The organism is Streptomyces sp. CNH189 (assembly GCF_000527195.1).
In genome coordinates this window covers 1-11,346 of record NZ_AZUS01000041.1, presented here as the reverse complement: position 1 = coordinate 11,346, position 11,346 = coordinate 1, and the positions used below count along the sequence as shown (strand labels likewise).

The following is an 11,346-nucleotide window of genomic DNA, read 5'->3' as shown; positions in this document are numbered from 1 at the left end:
CGCGCCGGCGGCTGGGGGAGGTGTTCAGAGGTGGGAGCCACCGCTGGCGTCGAGACACTGGCCGGTGATCCAGCGGGACGCGTCCGACGCCAGGAAGGCGACGACGTCCGCGATGTCGGCCGGCCGGCCTATCCGGTCGAAGACGGACAGGGCGGCGAGCACCGCGGTGGCCTGCGCCGTGGTCCGCTTCCGTGCGTTCATGTCGGTCTCCACGAACCCGGGACTGACCGCGTTCACCGTGATGCCGCGCGGGCCGAGTTCCTTGGCCAGCGCCAGCGTGAAGGTGTTGAGGGCGCCCTTGGCCATCGCGTACGCCACGGACTCGGGATACGCCACCCGCGTGGCCGCCGACGAGACGGTGACGATCCGGCCGCCGTCGCGCAGGTGCCTCAGGCCCCGCTGGACGAGGAAGAAGGGGGACCTGGTGTTCACGGCGAACAGCCGGTCGAACAGCTCGGGTGTCACCTCGTGGATGCGTGCGGGTCCGCTGATGCCCGCGTTGTTGACGAGAATGTCAAGGTCCGGCTCCCGCCCGCGGGCGGCCAGCCCTTCCTCGAGCCCGGCGTACAGGGCTTCGACGTCACCGGGCACACCCAGTTCGGCGCCGACGGCGAAGGCTCGGCCGCCCTCCTCGGCGATCAGCTCCAGGGTCTGCCGCGCGGCCGCCTCGTTGCGGCCGTAGTGGACCGCGACCAGGGCGCCCTCTTGGGCCAGCCTGCGCGCGATCGCCCTTCCTATTCCGCGGCTGGCCCCGGTGACGAGCGCGGTTCTTCCGGCCAGTTCCCCCATGTCTCCACTCCTGCTGACGGCCGGTGGCGCCGGCGCGAGGGACGAGCACGCGCCGCCACCGGGAACGACCTGTACCTGCGACGGGGACCGGGTGAGGGCGGACCTTGCGCGCGGTGCCCGGACGGACGGGGTGCCCGAGGACGGTCAGGCGGTTGACGAGGCCACGGTCACGGTCGAGCGGAAGACGACGTCCTGCGCCTGGCGGCCCTGCACGAGCACGGACTCCCTGCCCGGTTCCCCGCAGGGAACCTGCCGGGCCTCGACGGCGCAGGGCGCGTCCAGCTCCACGTAGCGCACGAAGTCGGTCTCGACGCTCAGCGGCGGCGAGACACGGCCCAGCACGACCGTCGTCGCCTGCCGGGCCGCCTCGATCAGCGCCATGCCGGGTACGTGGTCGACCGGGTGGTCGAAGAGCACGGGGTGACGGACGTCCGTCCGCAGCTGCCAGCGGTCCGGGGCTTCGGTGGGGGACAGGACCACGTCCATCGGCAGCAGCCGGCCCACGCTCTGCGCAGGCAGCGCAGCCTCGAGCGGAAGCTCGGGACAGCCGCTGCCGAGGTGGCGCCGGCCACGGACGCGCCGGTAGACGGCGGGGGAGACGCAGGTGAAGTACGCGCCGCCCGTCGCCACGACGTGACCGTCGCGACGGAGCACCGCCTCGAGGCGGCTGGCGACCAGGCGGCCGCGCTGCCGCTTGGTGCCGAAGAACGTGACGTCGAGGTCGACGGAGGCCGGCGCGCTGCCGACGAGAAGCCGTTCGGGGCGCACGCTGAAGTTGAGATTCCACATGAGGAAGTGATGGCCCAGGGGCACGCCCAGCTCGGTGTGGCAGAGGAGGACCCCGGCCTGGCGGATCGTCTCTGCGGCGATCAGCGGATCGTGAAGGCCCTGCACGGCGGTGAAGAAGCTGTGGCCGCGGGGCCACTGGGCGGTCACGGTGAAACGACTGCCGTCCCGGCGCCGCCAGTCGGTGAGCAGGACCTCGGCGACGCTGGCGCGGTGGACGAGTTCCTTCGGAACGGCGGAGGTCAAGGAGGGGTGGCGGAAAAGTCCGGCTGCTGCGGACATCGCCATCTCGTTCCGAAAGAATGGTGCACTGGATGTGGGGCGTTCGGTGCGGAACATGCTCGCGGACATGGCTGCTTCCCCCTGAGCGGCAGTGGCGCAAGTGAAAGCCGGTCAACCCGGCAGCCCGAAGGTACATACCGGCCGGTTTACTTTACAGCCACAGGGATCATTTCAGTCGGAAAAAAATCGGAGCTGCTTCATCCGGTTGGGCCGGCCGGATCGCGTCAACAGCGCCGTTCCGGCGTCTCCTGAGGTCGGCAGCGGTCCTTGACGAGGTGGCGGGCCGCCGGCGCCCCCTCCCTCTGACCGGAGGAGGGGGCGCCGGCGGTGCTGGGTCTTGAGCGGTTCTCGAGCGATTCTCCACCGTGCCGACCGGTTCCGGGGGATCGGTGCCCGAACCGTTCCGGACACCACCGCCTTCGCGCCGGCGGGCTTCGTCCTCACCGGGGGAACCGGCCGGACGCGGGGGGCGCGTGCGGCCGGCGACGCGGCCGGCCGGGCCACCGCGTCGGGCGTCGAGCGCTGCGCGACCCGCCGTGCGGAGGATGGGCGTCCGGCTCCCGGGAACGCCGGAGAGCACCGCCCCCCGTCCGGCGGTGCCGCCTCTCACGCAGTAACCGGTGCGCCCGGCCGCGGGACGGAGGAGGCCACGGCACGGACCGCCGGCCCCGGGGCGCGGGTGCCGGGTGAGCCGGTCGGGCCGGCCGCGGACAGCCGGCCGCGGGTGGACCGGCCGCGGGCCGCCGCGGGGCGTCCGAGCGGACCTCGGCCGTGGGCCGGCCCGGCGTGCAGCCGTACGGGCTGCGCGGCCGGGGAGTCCGCCACGTGCGGCCGTGCCCGTCGGACTGCGCTCTGCGCCGCACTCACACCGCCCGGCTGCGGCATGTGGCATGCGGTGGGCGGTGGGCGGTGGGCGGTGGGCGGTGGCGAACAGACAGGCCCCGAGGTCTTCCGGCCTCCTCGGTGCCGGGCACCCCGGCTCCACCCCGGCCCGGGGCCGGCCGGGCGCCGCACCGGGCTCCCGCGGCCATGGCCGGATCCAGATCCTCTTGATGATCGATAACGGCCGAACGTTGACAAACCGACTGCGCTGTTTTTCCATCGGAGGCGCCTGGGTGCAGCAGCCCTGGCATGCCGGCCGAGACGCGGAGACGGTCCCCGATCCGCGCGACCGATGGGGGAGAGAGTGGACATCAAGGTGCTGGGCGCGCTGTCGGTGCGCGAGAACGGGGTGCCCATCCTGCCGACGGCGCCCAAGCCGCGGCAGGTGCTGGGCCTGCTGGCCCTCCACGCCGACCAGGTGGTCCCGGTGGCGACCCTGGTGGACGAGTTGTGGGGAGCCGCCCCGCCGCGCAGTGCCCGCACCACACTGCAGACCTACATCCTGCAGCTGCGCGAACTGATAGGCACCGCCCTGGCCTCCGCCGGGAACGAGCAGTGCACGGCCAAGGACATCCTCACCACCGTTCCCGGCGGTTACCGCCTGGAGACGCGGGGCGGCACCGTCGACTGGCGGGAGTTCGAGAGCCGTGCCGGAATCGGTTACCGGGCCGTGGACGCCGAGGACCACGCGGGCGCGGCCCGCCAGCTGGCCGACGCCCTGTCGCTGTGGCGGGGCCCGGCCCTGGCCGACGTCCAGGCCGGCAACCAGATCGAGATGGAGACCAGGCGGCTGGAGGAGGCGAGGCTGTGCGCGCTCGCCCAGCGGATCGACGCCGACCTGAGCCTGGGGCGGCACCGGGAGCTGCTCCCGGAACTGACGGTCCTCGTCTCCCAGCACCGGATGCACGAGAGCCTGCACGGCCAATTCATGCTGGCGCTGCACCGTGCGGGCCGGCGCGGTGAGGCCCTCGACGTCTACCAGCGGCTGCGCACCACGCTCGTCAGGGAGCTGGGCCTGGAGCCCTCCGCGCCGCTCAGCCGGCTGCAACGCTCCATCCTGACGACCCGGCCCGACGCCGCGGCTCCCGCCCCCGCCATGAGCGGCAGCGGACCGCTCGCCGGCCGGGCGAACTGACCCGACGGTGACGGCCGGGCGCCGCGCTGCCGCCTCCCGCCGGTGACACCGGCCCCGCGGCGCCCGGTTCCGGGCGGCACCGGCGGGACGGCCTCACCCCTGGACGGCGTACAGGTCGAAGGTCGACGTCCGCCGTGCGTCGGCAACGATGTCAAGACGCGGGTCGACGGAGAGCATCGCCTGGTACATCCGCTGCAGCTGAGGAGCGGGCTCCACGCCCAGTTCGTGCTTGAGCCGCCGACGCAGCCGACGGTAGACGTGCAGTGCGCCCGCCGGCCGGCCGGACCGGTACAGCGCCACCATGGCCTGCGAGTGCAGGCCCTCGTGCTGGGGATGGCGCGCTATCAGATCAATCAGTTCAGCCACCAGTTCGACATGGCGTCCCAGTCGCAGCTCGGCGTCGATCCGGCGCTCTCGCGTGACCAGACGGGACTGCTCCAGCCGCAGCACCTCGATCTCGAGGACCGGGCCGACCTGGACGTCGGCCAGGACGGGACCCTCCCACAGGGCGAGCGCCTCTCGCAGCAAGGAGGCCGTACGCGCGTCGTCGCCGCTCTCGAACGCACGTTGGCCCTCGGCCACCAGGCGGTCGTACCGGTGCACGTCGACCGCCTGGGGGGAAACCTGCAGCAGGTAGCCGCCGTAACGGGTGGCGAGCATGCTCTTGACCGTGCCGGCCGCCTCGGGACCCATGGTGGCGCGCAACATGCGACGCAGCTGGAGGATGTACGTCTGGAGCGAGGTCAGTGAACTCTGCCGCCGGTCGGTGCCCCAGACCTCCTCCATGAGGGTGGACACCGGTACGACCCGACCTGGATTGAGCGCGAGCAGCGCCAGGACCTGGCGGGGCTTCCGCGCGGTCGGGACGATCGAGGCTCCTTTCACTTCTGCATGCAGTGCACCCAGCATCTTTATGTTCATTCTTCCCCCGTGCCGTTTTCCGAGCTTCCGGATCAGCGCTCCGTCAGACCTCAAATAGTGTCTGCTCCTCGTTTTCTCCGGATGTTCTCGATGCCCGATCACTAGGCATCCTCCAGCCTTTATGGAGGATTTCACCAGATGGAATCAAGCATTCCTCCATCGACCCGTGAGTGGGGGATCCCGCACGTCGCCGACGCTATCCCGGCAAGGTACCAGTGAGCGGCGAAAACACGGAGGTGCCTGTTCCGAGACGGGCCCGTACTGCTAGTTTCCCTGCCATGGCGAAGAAACCGGGGAACACGGCCGCCCTCCCGGAGGGGAGAACTCCCCTCCGGGAGGGACCGTCGGTCCTCTCGGCGGGAACGTACGGCTGTGAACACCTGCCTCCGGAAACGGCCGGCCGGTCCGACGGCCCGGGGCCGGGATCCGTGTCGCACAGGCCGAAGCCGGCTTCGAGGTCTCGTTGAATTCCCCGTGCGAGGGTGGGATGGAATTTCGGATCCTGGGTTCCGTGCAGATCTGTGACGACCGCACCGGCCGGCTGATCGTGCCCGCGGGCGCCAAACAGCGCGCCTTGCTCGGGGCTCTCGTGGTGAAGGCCTGCCAAGTGGTGCCCTCCGACCGCCTCGTCGACGAGTTGTGGGGCCAGCGGCCGCCGGGCAACGCGGCCAACGCCCTGCAGGCCCATGTGGCCCGCCTGCGGCGGCTGCGGCCGGTGGCCGTCGGACCGGGAGGACAGCGGCACGAGTGGCTGGTGACCCGTCCCACGGGCTACGTGCTGCGTCTGAACGGGGCCGAGACCGATGCGCAGCGCTTCACGCGCCTGGCCGCCGAAGGCCGGGCGCTGATTCCCGCCGATCCCGCCGGCGCGGCCGACCTCCTGCGCGGGGCCCTCGGCTTGTGGCGGGGCGCGGCTCTGGAGGGCAGCGGCCGCGGCGCCATCTGCGCCGCGGAGGCCTCACTGCTGGAGGAGAGCAGACTCGTCGCCACGGAGGCCCTGTACGACGCGTGCCTGCGCGCCGGCCGCGAGGAGGAGATCACCGGCGAACTGGAGGAACTGACGGTCGCCCATCCGCTGCGCGAGCGGTTCTACGAACTGCTGATGACCGCGCTGCACCGGTGCGGCCGGCAGGCGGAGGCCCTGGCCATGTACGAACGGGCGCGCCACAGACTCCGGCACGACCTGGGAATCACTCCCGGACCGGCGCTGCGCGGCCGCATGGAGGCGATCCTGCACGGCAGGGAAGGCGCCGACACGGAAGCGGACCCCGTGGAGGGCGCACCCCGCCGGCACGACGACACCGACCTACGGACGCTGCGCGACGAGGTCGCCTGGCTGCGCCGTCGCGTCGAACTGCTCTCCCAGGAACAGCGCGACCTGGGCGGTCGGCTCGACCGGCTCATGGCGCAGGATGTGCCGAGCCTTTAGGGAGGGACGGAATGCCGGGACGACAGTGCACACGTGCGATGGCTCCCGCCCGTGCGGCCGGAGCCCGCTGTCCGGGCCGGCCCCGGCGCGCGCACCACCGCCCCTCGCCGCCGTTCTCCAGATGAGCACGAGCGGACCGCGAGCCATGTCAGAAGTTCGTCAGGCCGTTGACGGAGAATCCCGCCACGATGTGCCGGAAGGGCCGCCCTCCGGGACCCCTGTGATCTGCGTTCTCACCCGGAAGGCGGCAGCGGCCCGAAGGAGGGCGAGACATGACAGGGTGGAGCCGTCGGCTGCGGGAACGGATCAGCCCCCGCCGTCCGGCAGTGACCGCAGGTGCTCCGCGACCGTCCGTGCCGGTGGCCCGGCCGCAGCACGACGCGCTGCTCGACTCCTGCGCGGACCGGCACACCGGACGGCACGTGGAGCAGGTCTGGTGGTACTGGCACGGACCGCTGGACACCCAGCGGTTCACCGCGGCCTGGCAGTCCGTCGCTGGCCGGGAGGTGATTCTGCGCGCCGCCTTCGAACGGGAACCGCAACCGCGCGTCGTCTTCCACAACAACGCCCGTACGGAGGTCGTGCGGCATCCGGCGGGCACCGTCGACCGGGACGAGCTCATGGCACGCGATCGGCTGCGCGGCTTCGACGTGGGCCGTCCCGGCCCGCTGCGCGTCACCCTCGTGGATGTCGGCGAAGACGCCCGCCCGGAGGCACTCCGCGGCTCCGCGGAGGTCACCTGGGTCCTGCTCACCTTCCACCGCGGACTGCTGGACGCCCGGAGCGTGTCCGTACTGCTGGACGAGTTCAGCCGGGCCTACCTCGAAGGCGGCGTACTGCCGGGCGGCGAGCGCCGGCCGGACATCCGTGACTGGGCGCACTGGCTGGAGCGTCAGGACACTGCCGCGGCGCGGGACTTCTTCAACCGGATCGCACCTGACGGGCAGCCCGCCGTGCAGCCCGCTCTGCCCGGGCCCCGGACGCGGCAGAGCGGATGCGGTCGGGCCGAGACCCGGCTGGCCGCCGCCGAGGCGGACCGGCTGCACCGGTGGGCGGCCGCGCGGGGCCTGCCGGACTCCAGCGCCCTGCACGCCGCGTGGGCGCTGTTGCTGTACCGGGCGGCGAACGCCACCGACCCCGCCCCGGTGGGCTTCGCCATCACCGTGTCCGGGCGCGGCATCGCCCTGGACGCCGTCGACCGGCTGGTCGGGCCGCTGCGCAGCTGCCTGCCGATGACCGTGCGGGTCGACCCGGCCCGGCCGGTGATCCGGCTCCTGGAGACCTTGCGCGACCGGGCGCTGGACCTGGCCGCTTACGAGTGGACCTGCATGGAACAGGTCCACGAGTGGACCGGTCGCCCGAAGTCGGGCCGGCCGCTGGACACCGTGGTCTCCCTGGAGACCACCCCGCGACCGCCCGCCGGGCTGCGGGCCAGGCTCGCCGCCACCGGCGTCCGGTTCGGGGAGCGGCACTCCAGCGGCGCGCACAGCCTCCTGCTCACCGCCCTGCTCGCCCGGCCCGCCGACGACGGTTCGCTGATCCTGACGGCCGTCCACGACCGGGCCCGGCTCTCCGACGCCGATGCGGGCCGGCTGGTCGACCAGTGCGCCCGTCTGCTGCGCCGTCTGCCCGCCGCCGGGGAGAACGAGACCGTCGCCGAGGTTCTGGCCGTTCTCGGGGAGGACGAACCGCCCCGAGCCGCGCCGCCGCAGCACGGTATGCGGGACTGACGCATCCGGTCCCTGGTTGGCCGGGGCCGGGGGGACGGCTGAGTGCGAGTGACGGAACACGGCGTTGCCCGCCTGCCGTCAGGGAGGGGACAGGCAAGGTCGGAACGGTCTGCGGGGCGGGAAAGCGACCGGAGCGACCAGGGGTTCGGGCATATGAGGACACCAGCATGTGTGCGTGTGCGTCATATGCAGGGAGTTTCAGTCGCTTCGGTCGCCGCGTCGTTCTGGAGCCCGCTGCCACCTGTGCTGTTGTCCGGTCACCAAGGGCCCGCCTCGGGCCCTTGGTCGCTGCGGTCCCTCCTGGGTCGCCGGACCGGCGCGTGCGGTCGCCCGCCGGGGCACGCCGCCGGCGACGAGACGGCGCGAGGAACCACGGTGCGGCGGACGAAGAATGGCCGAACTCCGTACGTGTGCGGGCCGGAAGGCGGAGATAATATACCTTCTGAGCGGTTTGTGTCTGTGAGCTGCGCAGATCTGAGTTTCGCGGTTCGGTGAAGGGAGTTTCCAGTGGCCCAGCAGGAACGTGGGGTCAGGACCCGCCGGGCAATACTGGAGGCGGCCGCGGTGGCCTTCGCGGAGCACGGGTACACGGCGGCGACGGTCGCGGACATCCTCAGGACCGCCGGGGTGACCAAGGGTGCGATGTACTTCCACTTCGACTCCAAGGAGGCGCTCGCCAGGGGCGTCCTGGAGGTCCAGACGGAGCAGGTGCTGCCCGAGCAGGAGATCAAGCTGCAGGAGGTGGTGGACGTCGCGATGGCGATGACCCACCGACTGGTGCACGAGCCCCTGCTGCGGGCGGGCACCCGGCTCTCGGCCGACCCCGTCGCGGCCCGCAGGCACCGTGGGGGTGCCTGGCCGCTCTGGGGTGACCTGCTGACGGAGTTCCTGACCGAGGCCCACGAGCGGGGGGAGACCCTGGCGCACGTGGTGCCGCGGGAGGTCGCCGAGCTGGTGGTCGGCGCGCTCAACGGAGTGCACCTCTACTCCCAGCTGGAGACCGGTCTCAGTGACGTCGAGGCCCGGGTCTCGACGCTGCTGAGGCACTTGCTGCTGTCCATCGCCCGGCCCGCGGTCCTGGCGTGTCTGGACGTGGCTCCGGACCGAGGGGCCCGGGTGGTACGCGAGGTGGCCCGGATGCCTGCGTCCGCTTGAGGCCCGCTCGCGAGCCCGGCGAGTGCGACGGGAAGGGGTGTCGGCCTGCGCATGGCCGTGACACGCAGAGCCGACGGCGCCGCGGGCCGGCCCCCGGCCGATGGCCCCCGCGGGGCGCGACGCACGGCAGTCCTCGAGTCGTTCTCGAGTGCTTCTCCGGTTCCCTGGTCCACCGTGGCCCGGGTTGTGGAGGGGGAGCCGGTTGCACACCGGTTAAAACAGCGCGGGGGGTCTCTTATTTCAGTCGCGCAGGGCCGACGCACTCCTTCCTGTGCCCGTTTTGTCGGGGTCGGCGCGAGAGGGCCGGCGGAAGCAGAGGCGCCTCCAGGTGGGCCTGGCGCCGTAAAATCGTGCCAAGTCCCCCTAGCGCAGACGGAGAAGGCGGTTGCCTTCGCACATGTGCGCGTCCAAAAAAACAGCGCAACTGGTTCGCTATTGACAAACCGTCTGGCCTGTTTTGTACTCGTGTGGTGCTGATGGCAGCGCACTCACCGAGGGGGCAACGGCGTGCAGATCGACGTACTGGGCACATTGGACGTGAGAGCCGGCGGGGAGTCCATCACTCCCACCGCGCCGAAGCCCCGGCAGGTACTCGCCCTTCTGGCACTCCACGCCGACCAGGTGGTTCCGGTTTCCGCCCTCATCGACGAACTGTGGGCGGGCCGCCCGCCGCGCAGCGCGCGCACCACGCTGCAGACCTACGTCCTGCAACTGCGCGACCTCATCACCCTCGCACTGGAGAAGGGGGCGTCCGACGCCCGCCCCGAAGGCCTGTCGCGCCGCAGGGCCAAGGACGTCCTGGTCACCTTGCCCGGGGGATACATGCTCGTCTCCGGAGGCGGGACGAGTGACGTCCGGGATTTCGAGCGGCTGGCGGGCACGGGATACCGCGCGCTCGACGCGGGAGACTTCCAGGGGGCCTCACGTCTGCTGCGGGAGGCACTCGCCCTGTGGACCGGCCCGGCCTTCGCCGACGTCCAGACCGGCGCGCGGCTGGAGATAGAGGCCCGGCGGCTGGAGGAGAGCCGCCTGTGCGCCCTCGATCAGCGCATCGAGGCCGATCTCCGGCTCGGTCGTCATCGTGAACTGCTCGCCGAGCTCACCGCGCTGACCAGCCGTTACCGCACCCACGAGAATCTGCACGCCCAGTTCATGCTGGCGCTGCACCGTTCGGGCCGACGCGGTGAGGCGCTCGACATCTACCACCGGCTGCGCGGCACCCTCGTACGGGACCTGGGCCTGGAGCCCTCGCCGCGGTTGCGCCGGCTCCAGCAGTCGATTCTGAAGGCCACGCCGGAGGCTCCGCCGACGGAGGACCGGCAACCGCCGGCCACGGCTTCCCTCCCGGGTGAGAGCGGCATGTGGCCGCCGCGCTGAACCGACGTACGGGGGGCGGGCGATGCCGTAGCGGCGCAGATCACCGTGACCCCGGCTATGGCACCGCGCGACAAGTGGGTAGCCTCAGACCAAATGATTAAGTTACCGCTCAGTAGGCGACCTTCACTGGTTTGAGGAGCCCGCTCATGCAACTCGTCGCGATCATCGTGTCGCTGACCCTGATGGTGGTCGGCAGCGTGCTGTTCTGCCGCGCCGCCTCGCAGATCCTTCAGTTCCTACGGCTCGGCCAGCCCGTCCCGAAGGGCCTGCTGACCGACCACCCCTACCAGCGCAGCGTGACGCTGGCCCGGGAGTTCGTGGTCCACACGCGCATGAACCGCTGGGGCGTCATCGGGGTGGCGCACTGGTTCGTGGCGGTGGGCTTCTACACGCTGCTCCTGACCCTGGTCAACGCCACCGGACAGCTGTTCCACCCCGACTGGGTGCTGCCGGTCCTCGGCCACTGGACGCCCTACAACGCGTTCGTCGAGTTCCTGGGCACGATGACGGTGCTCGGTGTCCTGGTCCTGATCGTCGTCCGGCAGTTGAACCGGCCCTCGGCTCCGGGCCGCAAGTCGCGTTTCGCGGGTTCCAAGACGGGTCAGGCGTACTTCGTCGAGACCGTCATCGTCATCGTGGGCACCTGCATCGTGGTGCTGCACGCCCTGGAGGGTGCCCTGCACCACGTCGACAGCTACTCGGCGTCGCACTTCATCTCGTATCCGCTCGTCGAGTGGTTCCAGGGGCTGAGCCGGCCCGCCCTGGAGAACCTGGTCTACCTGGTCGCCATGATCAAGATCGGGACGTCGTTCGTCTGGATGATCGTCGTCTCGCTCAACACCAACATGGGTGTGGCCTGG

At 71.5% G+C, this 11,346-nt stretch carries 8 protein-coding genes and 1 pseudogene; 6 read left to right on the top strand and 3 right to left on the bottom strand.

What is annotated here, in order from left to right; genetic code table 11:
- Nucleotides 1-24: 24 nt before the first annotated feature.
- The gene (locus B100_RS0133105; RefSeq protein ID WP_024888627.1) at nt 25-789 is read right to left on the bottom strand and encodes an SDR family oxidoreductase; all 765 of its coding nucleotides are present in this window, start codon (nt 787-789) and stop codon (nt 25-27) included.
- 144 nt (nt 790-933) lie between these two features.
- A complete protein-coding gene (locus B100_RS0133100) occupies nt 934-1,857 on the bottom strand; it encodes a ScbA/BarX family gamma-butyrolactone biosynthesis protein (protein WP_486585772.1) in 924 nt (307 codons plus the stop codon).
- 1,186 nt (nt 1,858-3,043) lie between these two features.
- Between B100_RS0133100 and B100_RS0133095 the strand changes: the two genes are divergently transcribed.
- Nucleotides 3,044-3,874, top strand: coding sequence for an AfsR/SARP family transcriptional regulator (locus tag B100_RS0133095; protein WP_024888625.1), 831 nt, complete (start codon nt 3,044-3,046; stop codon nt 3,872-3,874).
- A gap of 93 nt (nt 3,875-3,967) precedes the next feature.
- On the opposite strand, the gene B100_RS0133090 is transcribed toward B100_RS0133095, so the two are convergent.
- Nucleotides 3,968-4,795, bottom strand: coding sequence for an AfsR/SARP family transcriptional regulator (locus B100_RS0133090; RefSeq protein WP_024888624.1), 828 nt, complete (start codon nt 4,793-4,795; stop codon nt 3,968-3,970).
- 487 nt (nt 4,796-5,282) lie between these two features.
- Here B100_RS0133090 and B100_RS0133085 point away from each other — a divergent pair, with 487 nt between their 5' ends.
- The 5 genes and pseudogenes from B100_RS0133085 to B100_RS34705 all read left to right on the top strand — a co-directional run.
- Nucleotides 5,283-6,224, top strand: a complete 942-nt coding sequence (locus tag B100_RS0133085) for an AfsR/SARP family transcriptional regulator (RefSeq protein WP_024888623.1) — start codon at nt 5,283-5,285, stop codon at nt 6,222-6,224.
- 272 nt (nt 6,225-6,496) lie between these two features.
- Complete coding sequence (locus B100_RS0133080; protein WP_078541345.1) at nt 6,497-7,954, top strand: condensation domain-containing protein; 1,458 nt, start codon at nt 6,497-6,499, stop codon at nt 7,952-7,954.
- 507 nt (nt 7,955-8,461) lie between these two features.
- Nucleotides 8,462-9,109 (top strand): ScbR family autoregulator-binding transcription factor, encoded by a 648-nt coding sequence (locus tag B100_RS0133075; protein WP_024888621.1) that lies wholly within the window; start codon nt 8,462-8,464, stop codon nt 9,107-9,109.
- A gap of 507 nt (nt 9,110-9,616) precedes the next feature.
- Nucleotides 9,617-10,486, top strand: coding sequence for an AfsR/SARP family transcriptional regulator (locus B100_RS0133070; RefSeq protein WP_024888620.1), 870 nt, complete (start codon nt 9,617-9,619; stop codon nt 10,484-10,486).
- A 146-nt stretch (nt 10,487-10,632) separates the two neighbouring features.
- Nucleotides 10,633-11,346 (top strand): annotated as a pseudogene (locus B100_RS34705) (Fe-S oxidoreductase); the annotation flags it as partial.

Bases quoted from the DNA above. Each gene is read 5' to 3' on its own strand.
- B100_RS0133085 (WP_024888623.1), top strand. From the start codon at position 5,283: ATGGAATTTCGGATCCTGGGTTCCGTGCAGATCTGTGACGACCGCACC.
- B100_RS0133080 (WP_078541345.1), top strand. From the start codon at position 6,497: ATGACAGGGTGGAGCCGTCGGCTGCGGGAACGGATCAGCCCCCGCCGT.
- B100_RS0133100 (WP_486585772.1), bottom strand. From the start codon at position 1,857: ATGTCCGCAGCAGCCGGACTTTTCCGCCACCCCTCCTTGACCTCCGCC.
- B100_RS0133105 (WP_024888627.1), bottom strand. From the start codon at position 789: ATGGGGGAACTGGCCGGAAGAACCGCGCTCGTCACCGGGGCCAGCCGC.
- B100_RS0133090 (WP_024888624.1), bottom strand. From the start codon at position 4,795: ATGAACATAAAGATGCTGGGTGCACTGCATGCAGAAGTGAAAGGAGCC.